22 protein-coding genes are annotated in these 20,254 nt (G+C 64.3%); 11 read left to right on the forward strand and 11 right to left on the reverse strand.

What is annotated here, in order from left to right; genetic code table 11:
* Positions 1-4: 4 nt before the first annotated feature.
* Both ABZ677_RS25195 and ABZ677_RS25200 read right to left on the reverse strand, forming a co-directional pair.
* Positions 5-268 (reverse strand): hypothetical protein, encoded by a 264-nt coding sequence (locus tag ABZ677_RS25195; RefSeq protein ID WP_032375704.1) that lies wholly within the window; start codon positions 266-268, stop codon positions 5-7.
* Between the two features lie 32 nt (positions 269-300).
* Positions 301-504 (reverse strand): heavy metal-associated domain-containing protein, encoded by a 204-nt coding sequence (locus ABZ677_RS25200; protein ID WP_032375705.1) that lies wholly within the window; start codon positions 502-504, stop codon positions 301-303.
* A 418-nt stretch (positions 505-922) separates the two neighbouring features.
* On the opposite strand from ABZ677_RS25200, the gene ABZ677_RS25205 reads away from it, so the two are divergent.
* Positions 923-1,147 carry a DUF4396 domain-containing protein gene (locus ABZ677_RS25205; RefSeq protein ID WP_094648397.1) on the forward strand — a complete coding sequence of 75 codons (225 nt, stop codon included), beginning with the start codon at positions 923-925 and terminating at the stop codon, positions 1,145-1,147.
* Positions 1,148-1,292: 145 nt separating this feature from the next.
* On the opposite strand, the gene ABZ677_RS25210 is transcribed toward ABZ677_RS25205, so the two are convergent.
* The 4 genes from ABZ677_RS25210 to ABZ677_RS25225 all read right to left on the reverse strand — a co-directional run bounded on the left by ABZ677_RS25210 (position 1,293) and on the right by ABZ677_RS25225 (position 4,484).
* Positions 1,293-2,582 (reverse strand): MFS transporter, encoded by a 1,290-nt coding sequence (locus ABZ677_RS25210; RefSeq protein ID WP_032375707.1) that lies wholly within the window; start codon positions 2,580-2,582, stop codon positions 1,293-1,295.
* Positions 2,579-3,658, reverse strand: coding sequence for a PLP-dependent cysteine synthase family protein (locus ABZ677_RS25215; RefSeq protein WP_230558241.1), 1,080 nt, complete (start codon positions 3,656-3,658; stop codon positions 2,579-2,581). Before ABZ677_RS25215 ends, ABZ677_RS25210 begins: the two co-directional genes overlap by 4 nt.
* 159 nt (positions 3,659-3,817) lie before the next feature.
* Positions 3,818-4,237, reverse strand: coding sequence for a hypothetical protein (locus ABZ677_RS25220; protein ID WP_230593569.1), 420 nt, complete (start codon positions 4,235-4,237; stop codon positions 3,818-3,820).
* Between the two features lie 46 nt (positions 4,238-4,283).
* Positions 4,284-4,484, reverse strand: a complete 201-nt coding sequence (locus ABZ677_RS25225) for a hypothetical protein (protein ID WP_141215005.1) — start codon at positions 4,482-4,484, stop codon at positions 4,284-4,286.
* Between the two features lie 305 nt (positions 4,485-4,789).
* Here ABZ677_RS25225 and lnt point away from each other — a divergent pair, with 305 nt between their 5' ends.
* A complete protein-coding gene (gene lnt / locus ABZ677_RS25230) occupies positions 4,790-6,325 on the forward strand; it encodes an apolipoprotein N-acyltransferase (RefSeq protein ID WP_314145665.1) in 1,536 nt (511 codons plus the stop codon).
* 163 nt (positions 6,326-6,488) lie between these two features.
* The gene (locus tag ABZ677_RS25235) at positions 6,489-7,274 is read left to right on the forward strand and encodes a M23 family metallopeptidase (RefSeq protein ID WP_243597146.1); all 786 of its coding nucleotides are present in this window, start codon (positions 6,489-6,491) and stop codon (positions 7,272-7,274) included.
* 201 nt (positions 7,275-7,475) lie between these two features.
* Here ABZ677_RS25235 and ABZ677_RS25240 read toward each other — a convergent pair whose 3' ends face one another.
* Positions 7,476-8,654 (reverse strand): M23 family metallopeptidase, encoded by a 1,179-nt coding sequence (locus ABZ677_RS25240; RefSeq protein WP_241258385.1) that lies wholly within the window; start codon positions 8,652-8,654, stop codon positions 7,476-7,478.
* A 497-nt stretch (positions 8,655-9,151) separates the two neighbouring features.
* Here ABZ677_RS25240 and ABZ677_RS25245 point away from each other — a divergent pair, with 497 nt between their 5' ends.
* The 5 genes from ABZ677_RS25245 (at position 9,152) to ABZ677_RS25265 (ending at position 13,094) form a co-directional block, all read left to right on the forward strand.
* The gene (locus ABZ677_RS25245) at positions 9,152-9,739 is read left to right on the forward strand and encodes a TlpA disulfide reductase family protein (RefSeq protein WP_080733473.1); all 588 of its coding nucleotides are present in this window, start codon (positions 9,152-9,154) and stop codon (positions 9,737-9,739) included.
* Positions 9,740-9,836: 97 nt separating this feature from the next.
* Complete coding sequence (locus ABZ677_RS25250; protein ID WP_358374382.1) at positions 9,837-11,336, forward strand: multicopper oxidase family protein; 1,500 nt, start codon at positions 9,837-9,839, stop codon at positions 11,334-11,336.
* A 121-nt stretch (positions 11,337-11,457) separates the two neighbouring features.
* The gene (locus ABZ677_RS25255) at positions 11,458-11,814 is read left to right on the forward strand and encodes a BlaI/MecI/CopY family transcriptional regulator (RefSeq protein WP_032375711.1); all 357 of its coding nucleotides are present in this window, start codon (positions 11,458-11,460) and stop codon (positions 11,812-11,814) included.
* On the forward strand, positions 11,811-12,773 hold the full coding sequence (locus ABZ677_RS25260; protein ID WP_032375712.1) for a M56 family metallopeptidase: 963 nt from the start codon (positions 11,811-11,813) through the stop codon (positions 12,771-12,773). Before ABZ677_RS25255 ends, ABZ677_RS25260 begins: the two co-directional genes overlap by 4 nt.
* Positions 12,774-12,947: 174 nt before the next feature.
* Complete coding sequence (locus ABZ677_RS25265) at positions 12,948-13,094, forward strand: hypothetical protein (protein WP_156516238.1); 147 nt, start codon at positions 12,948-12,950, stop codon at positions 13,092-13,094.
* A gap of 352 nt (positions 13,095-13,446) precedes the next feature.
* On the opposite strand, the gene ABZ677_RS25270 is transcribed toward ABZ677_RS25265, so the two are convergent.
* Positions 13,447-13,944, reverse strand: a complete 498-nt coding sequence (locus ABZ677_RS25270; protein ID WP_358374386.1) for a rhodanese-like domain-containing protein — start codon at positions 13,942-13,944, stop codon at positions 13,447-13,449.
* Positions 13,941-15,236: a prolipoprotein diacylglyceryl transferase family protein gene (locus tag ABZ677_RS25275; RefSeq protein WP_358374389.1), complete on the reverse strand. Its 1,296-nt coding sequence runs from the start codon at positions 15,234-15,236 to the stop codon at positions 13,941-13,943. Before ABZ677_RS25275 ends, ABZ677_RS25270 begins: the two co-directional genes overlap by 4 nt.
* A gap of 296 nt (positions 15,237-15,532) precedes the next feature.
* Between ABZ677_RS25275 and ABZ677_RS25280 the strand changes: the two genes are divergently transcribed.
* The 3 genes from ABZ677_RS25280 (at position 15,533) to ABZ677_RS25290 (ending at position 18,936) form a co-directional block, all read left to right on the forward strand.
* Complete coding sequence (locus ABZ677_RS25280) at positions 15,533-15,784, forward strand: hypothetical protein (protein WP_032401334.1); 252 nt, start codon at positions 15,533-15,535, stop codon at positions 15,782-15,784.
* Between the two features lie 678 nt (positions 15,785-16,462).
* Positions 16,463-16,744, forward strand: a complete 282-nt coding sequence (locus ABZ677_RS25285; protein WP_045841178.1) for a hypothetical protein — start codon at positions 16,463-16,465, stop codon at positions 16,742-16,744.
* Between the two features lie 86 nt (positions 16,745-16,830).
* Positions 16,831-18,936, forward strand: a complete 2,106-nt coding sequence (locus tag ABZ677_RS25290; RefSeq protein ID WP_230593579.1) for a heavy metal translocating P-type ATPase — start codon at positions 16,831-16,833, stop codon at positions 18,934-18,936.
* A 106-nt stretch (positions 18,937-19,042) separates the two neighbouring features.
* Here the strand turns inward: ABZ677_RS25290 and ABZ677_RS25295 are convergent, their stop codons facing one another.
* Both ABZ677_RS25295 and ABZ677_RS25300 read right to left on the reverse strand, forming a co-directional pair.
* Positions 19,043-19,687: a DUF305 domain-containing protein gene (locus ABZ677_RS25295; protein WP_008720034.1), complete on the reverse strand. Its 645-nt coding sequence runs from the start codon at positions 19,685-19,687 to the stop codon at positions 19,043-19,045.
* A gap of 85 nt (positions 19,688-19,772) precedes the next feature.
* Complete coding sequence (locus tag ABZ677_RS25300; protein WP_027494146.1) at positions 19,773-20,195, reverse strand: DUF6153 family protein; 423 nt, start codon at positions 20,193-20,195, stop codon at positions 19,773-19,775.
* Positions 20,196-20,254: the final 59 nt, after the last annotated feature.

Raw genomic sequence — 20,254 nt, forward strand, 5'->3', positions numbered from 1 at the left:
TGTGTCAGTGTCCGTGCCCGGCGGGCATCGGCTCCGAGGCGGCGGGCACCGCGGCGTATCTGCTGTCGGTGACCATCAATCCTCCAGGTCTCTGATTGGCGACGGGCCCGCCCGCAGTGGACACCGCGGCGGCGTCGTGAGTCGAGGTGTCGTGTGTGTCGGGTGGTGCGGCACCTTCGGGGCCGAAGGCGTCCCCGGCTCCGAAGGCGAGCCCGAAGACCGCGGCTAGGGCGATGGTGAATCCGACGAACTTCGATGATGCGTTCATCGTGCGAATCTCCTGTCCGGGTCTGGTGTCGATCAGGAGGCGAGCTGGTAGCCGGCCTCGTCGACTGCGTGGGCGATGGCCGTCTGCTCGATCGGGGTGTCCGAGTCGATATCGACTCGGCCGCTCGCGAGGTCGACATTCACGGCGGTCACACCGGGGATGCCGCTGATCTCCTCTCGGACCGAGGAGACGCAGTGCCCGCAGGTCATTCCGGTGACGGTGACGGTGGTGTTCATCGATGCCCTTCTTTCTTCGATTCGGAATGTGATCGAGGTCGTCGCGACCCACTTACAGATTTACCATACCCCCCTACGGTATGCAACGAGATGTGCCGCACCGGTGCTACGGCATGACCCTGGGCACTGACCGGAACACCGCCCTCGGATGCGGGAGCGGCACCCAGAATCGAACGTCGCACCAGAGCCTGCATCGGCGGGCGTCCTCGACTCCGGCTACTACGAACGCGGATTACGCGCGCGCAGAGATGCCCACAATCTTCTCGATGATGTCGCTTCCGTCCTTGCCGACGTCGAATCTCGTGCGGACAGAGTGTTCTTTGGGTGATGATCATCGTCATCGCCATACTGGCCACGATCATGCTCTTCGTATACGAGCGTTCGGCCATCACACCGGTAGTCGGTACGCAGGCAATCCATTCGGCGTTCTGTCGTGGCTGCGCTCGGCGTCGCTGCACTGACCGTACTGGCGTTCGACCTCGGGATGGGTGGCTGGATGCTGCTGCTGTACTACACCGAGACCATGCCACCGGCCACCGACGCTGCGTTCTGGATGCTCATGCAAATCGGTATCGTCCTCGGGGTGGTCACGGGTTACCCCGTCGTCCGTCGCCTCCAACGTCACCGCAACACCCCCGCCTGAGGCGTGGGTGGCCCGCATTCGTGTGAATGCGGGCCACCGGTCGGTGGATAGTCGTGAACGGTGCCGCGTCACACCCTCTGTTCGGCAACCATCGTCGAGGTCTCGGGTGTGGGCAATGCAGGCCACTTCTCGGCGTGCACTGCCGCTAGCCGGTGGCCGGTACCTCGCCGCTTTCGGTCACCGTGGTCTCGGTGGGGGGTGGGGTGAGCCGGTCGGATCGATCGAGCGCATAGAGAGCGGCCACAGATGCCGCCCCGACCAGGGTCAGTATCGCCCAGATCAGTGCACCCAGATGCGCGTCGCTGAGAAGCCCGAAGACGGCTCCTGTACCCAGGTTGCCGAGCAGGATGCCGACCCCGACGATGGTGTTGTAGAACCCGTAATGGGTGGCCACCAGCTTCCCGCCCGACAGGGTCACCACCGTGTCCATCTCGAACGGAAACACCGCGGCGGTGCCGACCGCCAACAGTGCAGCGGTGAACACCAGGGCACCGGCGGCGGCCCACCCGCCCAGCGCGGCCGGGCTCGGCAGCACGATCAGCGGGAGGAACGCCAGCGCCATGATTGCCATACCGACCACCACGCTTCGCCCCGAACCCCACCTGCGGGACAACCAGGACGTGATCCGGAACTGCCCGGCGATCGCGACCACGCCGGAGACCACGAACAACGAGGTCACCAGAGCGGTGTCGGACCTGCCGTTACCGACTACCACCGCAGCCTGCAGCGGCAGCGCAAGATAGATCTGGAACGAAAGCACGTAGGATCCGATCATCGCCAGCGCGAACAGCACGAAGGGTCGGTTGGCCATCACCACCCGCCAGTCCTCGAGTACCGATGTCGTGGCCCCGGTCGTCTCGGCCCGGTGCGCGGGGAGCGTCCAAATCTGCACGATCGTCAGAACAGCAAAAATCGCGGCCGCTGCCAGTGAGGTGACTCGGAAGTCGAGGGTGGTCAGAGCGAGACCGATCAACGGGCCCAGCAGAATCCCGGCCTGATAGAACACGTTGAACACCGCGAACGCCTCGACCCGCCGTGGCCCTGCGTCGGCGGCCAGATACGCCCGCACGGCCGGGTTGAACAGCGCACCGGCGAACCCGGTCGCGGCCGAGGCGAGCAGGATCGCCGGCAGCGATTCCACGGCCGCGAGCAGTACGAAACCGGCAACTCGCAGCAGGCAGCCGGCGACGATCAGGGGTTTGTATCCGAGGCGGTCGGCGAGGGTGCCGCCGAGCAGGAACATCCCTTGCTGGGAGAAGTTCCGCATCCCCAGCACCAGCCCGACCGCCCACGCCGCCAGGCCCAGGGAACCGGCCAGATACCCGGCCAGGTACGGCATCAGCATGTAGAAACCGACGTTGATGGAGAACTGGTTGACCATCAACACCTGGCTGGGCCGGTCGAAGCTACGGAACTTGGTCAGAAAAGTTTTCATCGAACGCTCTCGGTGGGATCGACGACGGTGGGATCGACGACGGTGGCGCACCGCGTCCACGACGTCACAGTCTCATCGGTGGGGTGGGCGATGGTCGTCGGCTCGGTCGGCGGGTCAACGTCGAGCAGGCCGTGCTCGGTGCAGTAGTCGTCGTTGTAGATGGTGTCGAAGTAGCGCTGCGGTCCGTCGGGGAAGACGGCCGCGACCCGGGTCTCCGGCGGGCTGGTGCGAGCGATCCAGCCGGCCGCGAGGGCGACGGCCCCGACGCTCCAGCCGCCGCTGGCGTGGTGCGTCGCCGCCAGGGTGCGGCACGACCACACCGCTTCGTGCGGGGCCACCCAGTGCACCTCGTCGAAGGCGGGATAGTCGATGTTGTCGGGATAGATGCTCGAACCCAACCCGCGCATGAGCCGAGTGCTGGCGGGTTGCCCGAAGATCGTCGATCCGATGGTGTCGACACCGACCAGTTTCAGGTCGGGGCAGAACTGCCGGAGCACCCGGGCCACCCCGGCGGAGTGCCCTCCGGTGCCCACCGAGCAAACCAAGGTGTCGACGCGTCCGAGCTGGGCGATGAGTTCGTGAGCGAGCGACTCGTACGCCTCGACATTGTCCGGGTTGGTGTACTGATCCGGGCACCACGACCCTGGATGTGTATCGAGGAGCTCACGGACCTTCTCACGCCGGGCCTGCTGCCAGCCGCCGTCGGGGTGCGGTGTGGTGACCAGTTCGACGCGGGCACCGTACGCGGCGAGCATCCGGTGCACGATCGGTTCCAGTCCCGGGTCGGCGACGAGGGTGACGGGGTGGTGATGGGTGATCCCGGCCAGGGCCAGACCCAGGCCGAGGGTTCCGCTGGTGGATTCGATGATCATCGCGCCGGGAGCGAGGTCGCCGCGGGCCTTGGCTTTTTCGACCATGTGCAGCGCGGGGCGGTCTTTCATCCCACCGGGATTGCTGCCTTCGAGTTTCGCCCAGAAGCCGCGGCCGGAGTCCGCGAACGGTTCACCGATCCACAGAACGGGCGTGTTGCCGACCATTGTGCTCGGTTCCGGGCAGTTCTTGGCGGTCGCCAACATGTGGCCGGCGGAGGACGGTGGCACGAGTGTGGAGCGAACAGCACTGTTCATGATGAGTAGTCCCTGTATGTGATCTGCGAGGAGCGCAGTAAGTGAGTGATGGGCAGCACGAACTGGGCCATGAGAGGAGAAGTCCTCGGATGGCCCGCGGGCTGCTGATCAGCACCTGTTGATACAGAGTTCGTTCAAGACGGTTCGGCCGTGCCGGATCGGAATGGGTAGATCCGGTGGGGCTCGCGAAATGCGCGGGGCAGACATCGCCACCAACACCACAGCGAAGGCCATCGCTGCGACCGCGGCGATGGTCGATGGGCGGGGCGGGTTGTCGGATCGGGGCATTGCGATGACGGTGTTCGTATCGTGCGCCATGTGGGGCGATCCGTCGTCGATGTGCGCGTGGTTGGGGGAGAGTTCCGCGGCGGCCTGAGACGAGGACGAAACGATGTGTACGCCGTCGCTGTGATGGTCCTGTTCCCAGGCGATGCCGCATTGAGCGATGGTGTGAGCCAACAAATACAGGACAGCGGCGACTGCGATAACCGTCCGCAGGCGCGGCGGGCCCAGCGCAGAGATTCTCACAACGCCTCGACGGTAGCAGCCGGAAACTGGGTTGGCCCAAACCCATTCAGGGTGCCCCTGATGTGCCGCCGCCGAATCGGGCGGTCACACCGCCCGCCCGCAGGCACCACATGTTTCTGGTCACGTCGAACACGGCCAGGACGATCGGGGCGGTGATCATGATGGCCGCCAGAGCAGATGCACCCGCATATGTCGGCGTGCTGCGGCGCGGTAGAAGCCAGTCTCCATCCCGGGGTCCAGCACGCATCTTGTGCGAGCCGAGGGTGGTCCGTGCACCGGTCGATGCCCGGCCACGAAGGGCACCGCGAAGGACAAAGGGCACAGCGAAGGTGCGCGGTCGATATCCCGGGGTATGCATCGACGTCGCAGAGGCGCGGTGTCGGCGGGGGAGCCGGTCCGGGCTCACCGCTGTTACTACTATCGTGCATAGTAGTAACCGAGGGTGGTCAGGTGGCGCTATGCCGTACATGAGAAAAGAGCCATGCAGGCATGCTCGATATCGAGTCCAGCGCAACAACAGTGAACCGTCACCGACGAACCCGACGTCGCCGTGTGTTCACCGCGATAGCAGGCAGGTCATCGTGTGCGGTATCTGCTGGTGTGCTGTTGTACGCGGGCTTTCCACCTCGGTCGCTGTGGTTCCTCGCGCCGTTGGGTGTCGGGGTTCTTGTTCTCGTCATCCGCGGCCGTTCCATCCGGGCGGCGTTCTTCTACGGGTATCTGTCGGGATTGGCGTTCTTTCTGCCTCTGCTGCCCTGGGTGGGTGTCTACGTCGGTGCCCCGCCGTGGCTGGCGCTCGCGGCGATCCAAGCGATAGCAGTGGCACTGTTCTGCGCTGCAGCGGCCGCAGTGTCCGGGTTGCGCTTCGAACCGCTGTGGATCGCCGCGATCTGGACCGCCACCGAAGGTCTGCGCGCACGGATTCCGTTCGGGGGATTTCCGTGGGGGAAACTAGCTTTCGCCCAAGCAGACGGCCCTCTGCTCTCGCTTGCCGCGTTCGCCGGTGCGCCCGGTGTATCTTTCGCAGTCGCAGTGATCGGCGCGGCACTGGCCAGTGTGGTCCGCCAGGTACGCTCGCCGACGTCGCGATTCGCAGTCGGATCGGTGGCCACTGTAGTGATCGTGCCAGCTCTGGCTTTCGCGCTCACTCCCGCTGGCGACGCAGGCGCAGCGCGTGCGACGGTCGCCGTTGTGCAAGGCAACGTTCCGCGGTTGGGTCTGGACTTCAACTCGCAACGTCGAGCAGTTCTCGACAATCACATCGAGCGAACAAGGCAACTCGGGGACGACATCACCGTCGGCAGTGTGCCCGCTCCCGACCTGGTGATCTGGCCGGAGAATGCATCCGATATCGATCCGCTGCGCAATGCCGACGCCACTGCCGGGATCGACGCTGCAGCGCGGTCGGTCGGGGTGCCGATTCTGGTCGGTGCGGTCCTTGGCAACGACGACGGCACCTCGACGAATACCTCGATCGTGTGGGATCCGGTACTCGGACCGGGGGAGCGACACGACAAACGCAAACTTGTTCCTTTCGGAGAGTATCTCCCGATGCGATCTGTGATGACGGCGTTGTCCTCGTACGCCTCGCAGGCCGGTAACTTCGTTCCCGGGTCGGGCGACGGTGTCGTCGATATCGCCGGAATTCCGACGGCCGTCGCCACGTGTTACGAGGTCGCGTTCGATGACCTGGTCACTGAGTCCGTGCGTGCGGGGGCGCAGCTGATCACGGTCCCCACCAACAATGCGACGTTCGGGCGCACCGACATGACCTACCAGCAGTTGGCGATGTCGCGGCTGCGGGCGGTCGAGCACAACAGGACTGTTCTCGTTGCGGCGACCAGTGGGGTCAGTGCCGTCATCGACCCACAGGGGAAGGTCGCAGATCGTTCGGGCTTGTTCACTGCGCAGACGTTGGTCGCTGATGTTGCCCTGGAAACGAGATCGACGTGGGCGACAAAGCTGGGACCGCTTCCGGAGTACGCCGCGGTCGTTCTTGCTGTCGTGGGGTGTGCTCTCGCATGGAGAAGGCAGCGTTCGCCGGCCGATGGTCTCCGACCGTCGACGTCCGGTGCTACCGCGCTGTGAGGCACGAAACCACTGCGGGGGACATCGAACTACTAACCATGATAGTAATTACCCCACTCGTCGTGTATCTTTTCGTTATCGCGTCGTGATCCGTTCGATACATCAGTGAGGTGCGCACGTCGATGATTACGCCTCGCTCCATTCGATTACCGAGGACTCTGCTGTGGCACAACACCGTATGACCCGCATGACCGACCGACGTCGACAGTTGATGGACTGTGACGTGCAGGGAGTGGCGGTGACGCCGAGAGGGCGGCATCGCGCTCGGGCGCGCGCCACCGAGCGCCGCGGCAGTGTCGCTGTCGGTATTGCGGTGGCAGCGGGCGCTCTGGTCACGGCGGGTGCCCAATATGCGAGTCCCGCACAGGCGCAGGCAGTCCCCGTGCACGAAGCGACACCGATGCAGGACCCGGTGGCCGAATACTTGCCTCAGATCCTCGCCATACCGGAGATCTCCAATATCAACGATGCGATCGAGCAGTTGGCGAAGGGGCAACGAAGGGCAGAGGAGAGCGCTGCGCGTGATGCAGCGGCGCTGCGACCACTCGTCGTTCGTCCGGTCGCCGGGACCCTGACCTCGGATTTCGGTCCACGATGGGGGACTACGCACACCGGGCTCGACATCGCCAACGCTATCGGAACTCCCGTCTACGCGGCAGCCGACGCTACCGTGCTCGACTCCGGTCCTGCAGACGGATTCGGCCTCTGGGTACGTCTTCAACATGACGATGGAACGACAACGGTCTACGGGCACATCGATCAAACCTTGGTGACAGTGGGGCAACGAGTACAAGCCGGTGAGCAGATCGCCACCGTCGGCAATCGTGGCCAATCGACCGGGCCTCACCTGCATTTCGAGGTCGTCGACGCGGCGGGGAGCAAGGTCGATCCTCAGGAGTGGCTCGCCTCTCGGGGTGTCGCGCTGTCCGACGCGGCTGTTCGGTCGTAGGCCCCCGTTTCACCTCTCGGGCTCGCAGTAGGTACGGCGAACTTACCGGAATGCGGGCGATCGTACTGCGCTCCCGCTGAACATGTCGAGGCACCGAGGGTTCAGGTCTGATGGTGAAAACGAGACCGCAGAGACGCATCCGAAGTCAGTGCAACAGTGCGGAATTCGTTCCCATCGGCGGGCCGTGCGGTCGAGGCTCGGCTACGAGTCACGATCCGAACCGGTGATGGTGGCTCCGCGTTCCGCGAGCCAGGGTCTGGGGTCGACCTTGTTGCCGGCGGGTGTGTCGACCTCGAAGTGCAGATGTGGACCGGTGGAGATACCCCGGTTTCCTACCGTCGCAATTTCTTCACCAGCAGTGACGCGTTGACCTACGGTCACGAGGTTGTCGTTGTTGTGCCCGTAGGTCGTTACGGTGCCGTCATCGTGGCGTATACGCACCCAGAGTCCGAAGCCCTGGGCCGGTCCCGCGCTGATCACCTCGCCGTCCGCAACGGCGACGATCGGTGTACCGGTGGAGTTGGCGATGTCGATTCCTTGATGGGCGCGGCCGTCGCCGAAGGTCGAGGTCAACGTTCCTGTTGTCGGCGCACGATACTTTCCGTTGCTCGACCCTGTTGTGCCGGTAGGGGATTGCGGGGCGGCCGACGAATGATCGCCCGCCTCGGGTGTCGTGGTTTCGGGTGTCGTTGTTTCAGATGACGTGCCGGGTGCCGACGTTTCAGGCACAGTGGCGTCGGGTTCGAGCGCGGGCAGTTCGGGCGTCGCCGAGTCGGCCGACTCGGCGGCCGACTCGGGGTCCTGAGTGTCCTGGGTGCCTTGGGCGGTCGGTTGTTCGGTCGAGGGCTCGGCGTTCGACCTGCCGGGTGGGACCGCCGCATGTGCGCGCGACGAGGTGTGCGGGGTGGCCGGATCGTGGGGAGTCTCGGCGGCCGCGAGTGTGGATGCAAGTGTGGCGACGTCCATCGACGACACCAGTCGGGGGAGAACTGTGGGGTCGATGTCGTCGATCGGCGCGAGACAGGGGATCAGTCGCGAAAGGGCTCCCGTTGGTCCGTCAGCTGTATCGGTGGCTCCGATCGTGCCCACGAGGCAGGAGACGATGCGGCTCTGTGGGCCGGCCAGGTCGTCGAGAGCACCGTTGGCGCGAATCTCGCGTAGTGCGCCGACGACGAGATCGAGGACCTCCTGTTGGACGTGCGGGTCCGATTGGGCCTGCGCGGGGAAGGCAGGCGGCGGCGCAGCCGGATCGGCGTCCGGGGCTGCAGACGCCGTGGGTGCCAGCGCGAGGATGCCTCCCACGAACGCGGTACCGACGAGGATGCGAGTACCCCACCGAGTTCGGTGCGCCATGTACGAGGACGAGGGTAGAGGTCTCATGTCGGTGGTCCTCCTGGACGGCAACTGCATACCTGGCAGTAATTCAGGTCGCCTTCGAGTCAAGGCGACACGCCGCATCACTATTACACTCTTTCCGCACAAGCACCATCAGTCACAGTGAATTACATCGGTAACATTCGCACCCTGCGACCCATTTCGATCGTCGGGTTGTTTCTCGGGAGCCGGGGTTCATGTACGTAATATCTTCTGCGCCAGAAGGACTCGGCGTCGCTGGACGGCCTTCATCGTGCGCCTCGATGGGGACGGTCGTCTTCGGCGAACGGCCGGAGAGCTGTGTGCTGGCACTGTGAGGCCCGAGGGTGAAGGGGGCCGCGAAAGCGTTGACGGCGTGCAGGATCCACGTTGCTACTATCGAAGATAGTAGATCGTGTAGTATGACGCTGACAGACCGGAAGACATCGTCGAGGTGAACGAGACAGAGGTGCAGGGTGCAGCGGGTGACGACACGCTGGTCCCTACTTGCGATCATCGTCATCGTGACAGTTGTTGGAGCGCTGGCATTGTGGTCTCGAGATCCCTCGACCCAGTCGGTGGGGTCCGCAGGATCGGCACCTCACGTCGAGGACGAGGATCTCCCGTCGGCAGTGATCGCTACCCGTGCTGCCCTCGAGCCGTGCCCGACCTCGTCGCCGGTTCCGTCCCCCGTAACTGGCGAGCTCGTCGGTACGTCCGCACGATGCTTGGGAACGTCGGACTTATCCGATCTGGGGACCTCCCTGGCTGGGCAACCCACATTGCTCAATGTCTGGGCGTCGTGGTGCGGTCCGTGTAGACAGGAGATTCCGGTTCTGGCCCAGTACGCCGCAGAACCGGATGCGGTTCGGGTCGTCGGTCTCAACGTCCAAGACGATGCCGATGCGGCATTGAGCCTGCTCACCGAGCTGGGAGTGCACTATCCCTCGTTCGATCAGGCCGACGCGGCGTTGCAGACACTTGACGCGCCCCCTGTCCTGCCCCTGAGTTTCTTGGTTCAGAGCGATGGAACGATCGAGCGCATCACCTCGACGCCGGTGTTCTACGACCCGAGTCAGGTGCGGGAGGCGGTAACAGCGCTTGTGCGCTGATCTCAGCACGAGCACGAGCACGAGCACCAGCACCAGCAACGCGGCGAGGATCGAACGCCCGCCGGCGGACGGACTTCTACAGAATTGGGAGATGTGTATGACCGGGCAGCGGGCAGGTGCGTTCTCGCTCACGCGCCGCAACTTTCTCGCGCTGAGCGCGGCCGGAACGAGTGCCGTCGTGTTGGGGGCATGCGGCAATGGCTCGTCCGCAACAGCAGTCGTCGGACCGGACTCCGATGTGGTGGGACAGGCCGAGGACGCGCGCCGCTCGGCTACCGGCAGACAAGTCGATATTTCCTTGAGTGCTCAGCCCAGCACGATCGACCTCGGCGGAGTGCAGGTACAGACCTGGACTTTCGGCGACAGACTCCCCGGTGCCGAGATTCGCCTGAGCCGAGGTGATGTGTTGCGCGCACAGCTCGACAACCGCCTCGAGCAGGAGACGACGATCCATTGGCACGGAATCGCCTTGCGCAACGACATGGACGGAGTGCCGGGCCTGACTCAGCCGGCTGTGGCTTCCGGTGACTCGTTCGGCTACGACTTCACCGTGCCCGACGCGGGCACGTACTTCTTTCACCCTCACGTCGGTACCCAACTCGACAGAGGACTGTATGCACCGCTGATCGTCGAGGACCCCGCCGACGGCTCGGACTACGACCTCGAAGCCGTCCTGGTCCTGGACGACTGGCTCGACGGGGTAGCCGGCGACCCCGATCGAGAACTCGAGCGGCTGCGCAGCGAGGGCATGTCGATGGGCGGCATGTCGATGAGCGCGCCCACCGCCCAGTCGCCTCTCGGTGGCGACACCGGCGACGTGAGCTACCCGTACTACCTGATCAACGGCAAGATCGGGGCCGATCCCATCGTGCTCGGCGGACAACCGGGCCAGCGGCTGCGCCTGCGCATCATCAACGCAGCTGCCGACACGGCCTTCCGTTTCGCAGTGGGGGGGCATCCTCTCACTGTTACTCACAGCGACGGATTTCCGGTTCAGCCCGAGCAGGCGCAATGCTTGTTGATAGGGATGGGAGAGCGTTACGACGCAATCATCACCTTGCAGGACGGGGCGTTTCCGATTGTCGCCGCCGCGGAAGGTAAGGACGGGAGCGGGTTCGCTGTGTTGCGTACCGGGCCAGGCGCCGCGCCGCAGTCCTCAGTCCGGCCTGCCGAACTCTCTGCAGCCCCGGTGATGGCTGATCGACTGAGGTCGCTCGATACGGTCCGCTTGTCCGCACGCGAGCCGGATCGCACGTACGACATCGCTCTCGGGATGGAGATGGGCGGGTACACCTGGACGCTCAACGGTGAGACGTACGAGCAGCACACCCCCCTCGACGTTCGCGAAGGCGAAAGAGTACGACTTCGCTTCGTCAACGCCACCACGATGTTTCATCCCATGCATCTGCACGGACACACCTTCGAGGTTGTCAACGGTGCCGGATCAGGCCCCCGGAAGGACACCTCGCTGGTCTTGCCGAACCAAACTGTCGAAGTCGACTTCGACACCGACAATCCCGGCCAGTGGCTTCTGCACTGCCACAACCTCTATCACGGGGAAGCGGGAATGATGACATCGGTGTCCTACCTGGCGTGAGCCTACGGCCGCATTCGTATTCGAGGCATGCAAACCTCTCGGACCAGGGTGCTCGCTACCGAAGGATCACGTAGCTGGCTCGTTCGACGGGATAGAGTGAACACGCGCCTAGGAGGCACTCATGCAGGGTTTGGGAGAGCTCGAAGCTCTGGTGATGGACGTGGTGTGGAATACCAGCGCCGCAGTCCGGGTTCGTGATGTCATCGATCAACTCGAGGACGGTCGAGAACCGGCGTACACCACGATTCAGACGGTGCTCGACAATTTGCACCGTAAAGGCTGGGTACACCGACAACGCAACGGACGGGCATATTGGTACGAAGCCACCCGAAGCAGGGAAGAAGCCGCCTCCGACGCCTTGCGAATACTTCTCGAATCGACCGGCGACCCGACGAGCGTGCTGCTGCACTTCGCCCGCGGCGCTTCCGATGACGAATCGAAGGTGCTCACCCGCGGTCTGAAAGAGCGTCAGAGGTGACTGCCGTACTCCTGTGGGCCCTCGGTGGGCTGTTGGTTGCGGCTGCCGCGCCATTGCTGATGAGGTCGATGATCGACAGAGGTATCGATGCGCACGTCACGCTCTTGACGTGGTCGGCGCTCGTTGTGGGCACCTTGGTCAGCATTGCGGTACCGGTCGTGCTCAGTGCGATCCCCAGTCATGGGGGCGTGACGACCCTGGTCGACATCGCACACCAATGCTGGCTCGCCCTTCAGGGCGACATACCTGCCCGCGTCGAGGCCATCGTCGGGGTTGTCGGGATTGCGATGTTGGGCTGCGGCGCAGTCCGCTGGATCGTCCACCTGAGGCGCGCAGTGTGTGAGCGACGGCGAGTGTACGAGCGGCACATCGATCTGCTGCGCATCATCGCTGGAGGCGTCGGGTTTTCCGGTTCGAATCAACCCGCGTCGACCTTGTGGCTTCCGTTGGACAGTCCTCTCGCGTACAGCGTCGCGGGACGACCGGCGATGGTCGTGGCCAGCGAGGGGCTGCGTACGCAGTTGACGCCTGCTGAAGTCGAGGCGGTCCTCGCACACGAACGTGCACACATCGATGGCCGGCATCATCTGCTCGTAGGCATTGCCGAGTCGGTGGCCTATGCGTTTCCGTGGCTACCGATCATGCGAGCGTCACCTTCGCTCGTGCGCGCTCTGGTCGAACTCGACGCGGACGCCCGCGCAGCCCGCTCGCACGGACGAGACCCCGTGCGGCGCGCTCTGACTTCGCTGCGCCCGCACCCTGTTCCTCTGCCCGCCCTCGGTATGGTTTCCGATGCCACCGTTGTGCGGCTCGATCGTCTCGCCGTGGACCGAGTGATCCCGCATGCTCCCCTCCGGTGGGCGCGGGCGTTCGTAGCGTGCACCGCCGTTGCCCTGCCTGCGTTACCAGTAGTGGCCCTGCTGGGGGCCATGACGTTGGCATCCTGCGCGGTGGGATGAAATGCCCCGCGCGGCACTACAGATCACGGGAGCGAGTCCGCAATACTCGCCCCTCGGCTTTCGGGTGCGGGAAGCGATCATCATGAGACCGACGAGCGCGAGGACCATCGCCATCGGATAGCCGACCGCGAGATCCTGCCATCCGGCGCTCGGAAGAAACCGAAGCTGCCCGAGATGAATTACGACGTGGGTCGCACCGATCACGACACCCGCCATCAGGACCACCCAACCCCGACCTTGACGGCGGCGCTCACGCTTGTACGCCTCGGTGTAGGGGCCGCCCGCGTCTTCCGACGACCGGCCGTCTCGTTCTTCGCCTGACATCGCGCGCTGCCAGCACGTCCATACGTTGTCGATCGTGAGCGAGTCGGCCGACGGAGCCGAAGCACCGCCGAGAAGGCATTCCGCAAGCGGCGGCATCCCTGCGCTGGTAGCGCTGAGCGGGACAGCATGCGCGAGAGGTTCTGATTCGGCGGTACGGGGAGGGGGCCCGTTCGACGTCGTTTGCGCCCGCTGGCAAACCGATAGGTTCACTTCCCGGCAGTAGCGGGACCATCGGCGAAGTGTCCGGTCCCGACCTGGTAAACCCTGACCAAGACGATCTCGGCATCCGATTTCATCGGACACGTTCTGGTGCTCGACCTCCGGGGTCGGCACTGCGGAAGGTGATTGATCATTCTTCGATGGTTCGTCCGGTGTTTCGCCACGCGAGCATGCCGCCTTGTAGTTCGACGACATCGGTGTAGCCGAGAGAGGCCAGTTCTTTCGCAGCGGTGGCGCTCATTGTCCCGGTACGGCAGTAGATCGCCAGCGGTGTGGTCCGGTCGGGCGGCAACGTCGCGGCCTGTTGTCGGATCTGGTCGAAGGGAAGGCTCGAGTCGGTTCCCGGGAGCTGGCCCTCGTTGGGGGTATGGACGTTGATCGTGACTCGGGCGGGATCGGCGATTGCGGCGGCGAAGTCAGCGGGATCGAGCAGTTCTGCCCGCGTAGCGACGGGCATCGACGCACTGGGCTCAGTGGCCTCGCCGCCGGTACATCCAGCGAGTGCAAGGACGAGGACAGTCAGTATCGATGCCGGACTACGGAGCGTCGATCGGGACACCGAATGCGGTGCCATCGCATCGAGGTGATCACCGAAAGGCACACGAATAAAAATACGTTCGGTGATCACGAGAGCACCTGCGACGCTGCGAGGACGCCGATGAGGACCGCGCAGCAGATGAGCGAGACAGTGAGTCGGCCTCGACGAGTGTGCGCGTCCACTCGAAACAGAAACAGGCCTTGCCGGACCAATGTGTATGCGGCAATACTCCCCAGGAAGACCAGCCCTCCGACGGGAAGGTCGACCTGAAGTACCGCGGCGAGCGCAACTCCCGCGATCAACAGGGCTGCAGCGGCCTCGTAGAGCTGAACCGGAATCCTCCTCGTCGCCAGGGTGCGATCGGACGAAAACAGGCCCCACCGAGATCGAGTCGGACGCCCCGAACAGCAGCCCGCCAAGAAGCATCCCGGACGACCGATCGCCATGCCGAGAAACAATCCCGGGGTGGTTGCATCCAGGACTGCGCCGACGTCCATACCCCCGAGTGCTCCGCCGATGACCAAGGTGCCGAGCGAAACGAGGAGGAAGCCTTGTATGCACGCTCCTGCGCGGATGAAAGTAGATATCGGTCGACGGTGCAAGATCAAGTACCAAACCTTGGCACCGATATATCCCAGAATGCAACTCAGAGCTGAAATTGCAACAGCAGCAGCAACATTGGCATCCATGCGTGAGAGCAGGAATCCCTGAACAATCAATGCAACCACCGCTCCCGCGGCTACCAACGCCGGCCAACTCCACACCCGCACAGCGGGACCGTATGTCAGTAGCGCAGTGCGCGCGGTGAGCACAGAGTTCTGCTGCCGTTCGCTACTGTCTGCGCCCCCGTCGATGCGTCGCGCACTCACCTCCCACTCTCCGCTGGCAATGCCCTGAATACGGGTGGTCGCGGCGAACCGGCCTCCAGCGGCAGGACGTGATTTCACGACCAGAGTCCGATCGAAACCGACCTTCTCGGTCGATGCATGGCCCTCGACTTCCACCCGCGATCCAGTGAAGCGAATCGCCACGTCGTGGCTGGGCTCGGCATCGGCCCCGCCGACACCCCAGTACGTCACCGCAAGCCCCAGCGGCTCGACCTGGGAAATCTCATCGGTACAACTGGTGGCTGGTGAGCGCTTGGGTGCGTAACTCTGCGGTGCGGGCGCAACAGCTTCAGGCGTGCGGGCACGTGGGCGCTCCGGCGGCGCTGCAGTATCGATCGTCGGTTCTGCGGCCTGGGCCGACGCTCGCGGTGGGGTAGTGGAGTCCGGCGCGAAAGCCCGGGCGACAGTGGGATGGAGTGCACCGCTGCCGGGCGAGTGGCCCCTGCTTCGAAGATAATCGGCGGCGGCGACGCTGACCGCAGAATGTGGGGCCACCGCTGAGAGGGGATGCCTTGGCTGGGGCTCAGTACGTATGGCACCGGGGTGGGGAGCCGGTGGGCCGCCCCCGGATCGTGTCGCCGTGGTTCGTCGTTTGTGCGCTTTCGATCGCGACTTGCTGGATTTCTTTCCCACAGGTTGCCTCCATCATCGCCTGTCCGGGCGACGGCGTCTCGACAGCAGTCAACTACTATGCTCGATAGTAGCTGAACTACTAAGCGTTATAGTAGGAGCTGCGGGATGACCACACTCCGCAGGTCAGCAGGTGGCTGGTGCGAGAGTGAGGAGCAGCAATGATGAATATGGGCACCATGAGTGGCGGATGGACGATGATGGCAGGAATGGCCGCGTTCTGGCTGGTCGTGATCGCTCTGTTGATCTGGGGTGCGGTTCGGCTGATGTCCGCTCGCCCGCAATCGGGGGAGGACGCGCAGGAAATCCTCGATCGTAGATTCGCGGCCGGGGAGATAGATCGAGATTTCTATCGCGCAGCGGTCGCAGAATTGGCGACCGCTGCGCTGCGCAAGCGTGCCGACACTCGGTAAAGAGCAACTGCGGTGTGACGGGCAGGCATTTTCACCGCATGTGACCGAGTTTGCGGACTGGATATGTCGGTGCGCGCCGGCTGGCCGGTAGGGCAGGGCTCGCCCGGGGCCGGTGAGCGGCAACTGTCGGCGCGTTCGAAGGCGCACCGAAACGATCAGATCGAAAGTGGAACCGAACGTGAGTGATACACCCATCTACGACTTACTCAACGCTACATCGGCGGCGCCGCAGCCCCATGGTGAACGAGACAGTATCGCTCCACCGTCCGATCTGCGGCGTCAGCGATCGACCGAACGAGCAGTTCCGCGATCTTCGAGAGTCGACACGCGGGCTCGCCATGCGCGCCGTGACACGGCGTAATTCGCCCTGCCCTGCCTCCAGTCGGTGAGAAGACTCGTAACGGAAATCGCAGCGAACGCCGATGATCCACGCGCGTGTGCAGGTACGCCCGTCGCTGTAAGGCTCAGCTGTGCCGCGGATGCATGCGCCCCTTGACCGAATCGGTATCGACATCCATGCCCGTCCGTGAGCATGACAGCGACCGCGGGTGCACCTGGTGGCCAGCCGACTGGCGCTCACGCGTTGACAACACCCTGACGGTTCTTCCCAATGGGATCAGGAAGGGGTATGGTTCGACTTGATCAACATATACCCCTATGGGGTATATGTTGTCCGAGATGTCGAAAGCTACGCATGATCATCACGCACTGTCAGTTACGCCGGTATTGATGTACGGCCACTGTGAGCCGTCGGTCCGCAACGACGTCAACGCCGTGATCGGAATGGACACTGTCGCGTTATCGGCGGCGGCAGGGACATTCACGGTCACCAGTGCAGCCGCGCTCGTCCAGGCGCAGATCATTGTCGCCCTCGACGCCGAATACACAGCCGAACCAGAACCCACGAGTTCATGGGATGAATGGATATCGAACTCGATGGATGAGAGGACTGCACGATGAACGATCACACACACTCCGACGTCGACTCCGCGCGGACGGATCCGCCGAACAGACTGCAGCACAGCGGGCATGAAGAAGGACCCGAAATGCACACGGACGGGGCAGAGAAGGCGACTCCGCAGTCGGACCACGACACCGGCGGGCACAACGCAGAGCACGGCGGGCACACCGGTCACGGTGATCACGTCGGTATGTTTCGTCGCCTGTTCTGGGTCATGCTGGTCCTTGCCGTTCCGGTGATCGTTGCCTCGAACATGTTCGCGATGCTCCTCGGCTACTCATTGCCCGACGCAGCGTGGATTGCCTGGGTCTCTCCGGTGTTCGGAACGGTGATGTACGCCTGGGGCGGGTCTCCGTTCCTCTCCGGAGCAGTCAGCGAAATCCGTTCCCGTGCACCGGGAATGATGCTGCTCATCGCCCTGGCGATTACCGTCGCATTCATTGCGTCGATGGGAGCGAGCCTCGGCCTGCTCGATCATCAGCTCGACTTCTGGTGGGAACTGGCCCTGCTGATCGTGATCATGCTGCTCGGGCACTGGATCGAGATGAGATCACTCGCCCAGACCACCTCCGCTCTGGACTCGTTGGCGGCGTTGCTCCCGGATGTCGCCGAACGCGTCGAGGGCGACGATGTGGTGCCGGTGCCCCCGTCCGAGCTGCAGCTCGGTGATGTCGTTGTCGTCCGCCCCGGCGGCCGCGTACCGGCGGACGGCACCATCGTCTCCGGATCGGCGAGCATGGACGAATCGATGATCACCGGGGAATCACGCACCGTCCGCCGCAGCGACGGCGATCAAGTCGTCGCCGGCACTGTCGCCACCGACTCAGGTCTGCGCGTCCAGGTCACTGCAGTAGGGGAGGACACCGCCCTCGCCGGCATCGGCCGCTTGGTCGCCGACGCCCAGAACTCGACCTCGCGCGCTCAGCGCATCGCGGACACCGCCGCTGGCTGGCTGTTCTGGTTCGCTCTCGGTGCCGCGATCATCACCGCTGCGGTGTGGACTCTGGTCGGGATGCCCGACGACGCCGTCATCCGCACCATCACCGTGCTGGTCATCGCCTGCCCGCACGCACTCGGACTGGCGATTCCGCTGGTGGTCTCCATCGCCACCGAACGCGCCGCCCGCGGCGGTGTTCTGGTCAAGGACCGGCTCGCACTCGAAACCATGCGCACGGTGGACACCGTGCTGTTCGACAAGACCGGGACCCTCACCAAGGGTGAACCCACCGTCACCGCAGTCGAGGTGACCGGCGGGCGCACCGCCGACAACGTTCTCGCGCTGGCCGCTGCCGCAGAAGCAGATTCCGAACATCCACTCGCCCGTGCCATCGTCGAGGCCGCACGCGCGCGGAACCTGACGGTCCCGGCTGCAGCCGGCTTTCAGTCGTCCCCCGCCGTCGGGGTCGCAGCCGACGTCGACGGCGTCCGGATCCAGGTCGGCGGGCCGGCACTGCTCGAGCAGGAACACGGATCCGAACTCGCTGTCGCCGACCGGTGGCGCGGGGACGGGGCGATCATCCTGCACGTCCTCGCCGACGGGGCCGTGATCGGTGCCCTCGCGCTCGCCGATGAGATCCGGTCCGAGTCACGCACTGCGGTAGACGCGCTGCACGCGCGAGGAATCGCGGTCGTGATGATCACCGGTGATGCCGACGCCGTCGCGAAGTCCGTCGCCACCGAGCTCGGTGTGGACCGCTACTTCGCCGGGGTGAAACCGGAAGACAAGTCGCACAACGTCGCTGAACTCCAGAGCGAAGGCCGTACGGTGGCGATGGTCGGCGACGGAGTCAACGACGCCCCGGCTCTGGCGCAGGCCGATGTCGGTATCGCGATCGGGGCCGGCACCGACGTCGCAATCGCATCGGCCGGAGTGATCCTCGCCAGCGACGACCCGAGGTCGGTGTTGTCGGTGATCGAACTCTCGCGCGCCTCGTACCGAAAGATGAAGCAAAACCTCTGGTGGGCAGCGGGATACAACCTCATCTCGGTTCCGCTCGCGGCAGGAGTGCTCGCGCCGGTCGGGTTCGTGCTGCCGATGTCGATCGGCGCGATCCTGATGTCGCTGTCGACGATCATCGTCGCTGCGAACGCACAATTACTGCGTCGACTCGACCTCACACCCGACACCATCACCGGAGCGGTGAACGAGGGGAGTTCCAACCCTCCGTCGCAGCGCACACCGTCACTGTGAGAGCTGATCTCGTACCGGGAACGCAGCCCTGACAATTGTGGAACGTTGATGGCCGCACCTTCTCCGCCGGAGAGGATGCGGCCATCGTTGTCTATAGCGGGCCGGGTCAGCCGAGCAGCCGCTGCATGGTGTCGATTTCCTGCTGCTGGGTGGCGACGATGGTGCGGGCCATCTCCAGGGCGTCAGGATTGGAACCGTCTGCGATTTCGGTGTTGGCCATCTCGATGGCGCCGGTGTGGTGGGCGATCATCATCGTCAACCACTGGCGGTCGAATTCCGGTCCCGACGCTGCCATCAACGCGTCCATGTCCTGAGCGGTCATCATGCCGCTGCCGGAGCTGTGGTCCATCCCGCCCATGTCACCCATGTCACCCATGTCACCCCTGTCCATGTCGGGCATGGGCTGGCCCCACTCGGTGAGCCAGGTGGTCATCTGGTCCATCTCGGGCTGTTGCGCGGCGGCGATCGCCGATGCCAGCGACAGCACCTCCGGGTTGTCGGTGCGGCCGTTCGCCATGTCGGCCATCTCGACTGCTTGGGCGTGATGCGGGTACATCATCTGCGCGAACATCACGTCGGCATCGTTGAACTCTGCGGACGCGCTTGCTTGGGCCGAGGACATCGGTGCCGAGGACATCGATCCCATCGCATGGCCGTCCATCGACGAATCGGCCGCGTTGTCGCTACAGCCGACGACGAGGAACGCGCTCGCGGCGGCAGCAGCGATCGAGGCAATGACTTTGGTACGCATGAGGAAACTCCTTGCAAGAGTGGGTAGTGCAGAGAATTGGATGTCGTTCGATCCGCCGACAGACACGCGTCTGCCGGGCTCCCTGTCACACTCGCAAGGTCACCGATCTGTCCAACTCCCATAACGTCCACGGCGGCGCACGCTCAAGCGTGGAGTCGGCCCGTCCAATGATCCGGTTCACCGATGTCGGCGCCAGGTCGAGGGCTGCGCTCATCGCCGGGACCGTCAGCGCGGGCCACGACACCGTCGTGCCGACGCAGGGATGCATCATCTGGTGCCCCGACGGGCAGTCATGTTCCCCGGTCATCACCGGAACCGTGGCGTCCGTGTGGGACGGTGCTGCGAACGAGGCATGGCCGCCGCTCATCGATGTGGACATCGAGCCGGTCACGGGCATCGACATCGGTGTCACCGAATGCATCAACAGGACACCGAACACCGTCAGTGCAATCAGTAAAGCTGCCGTCGGAGCTGTGCCCCGTCGACCGTGCCGATTCACTGAGTGCATGCGGCCGATGATACCAACATATACCCCCTGGGGGTACGCCTGTCTCGTCGCGTTCGGTC

This window comes from Rhodococcus sp. NPDC006774 (assembly GCF_040636045.1).
Classification (GTDB): Bacteria; Actinomycetota; Actinomycetes; order Mycobacteriales; family Mycobacteriaceae; genus Rhodococcoides.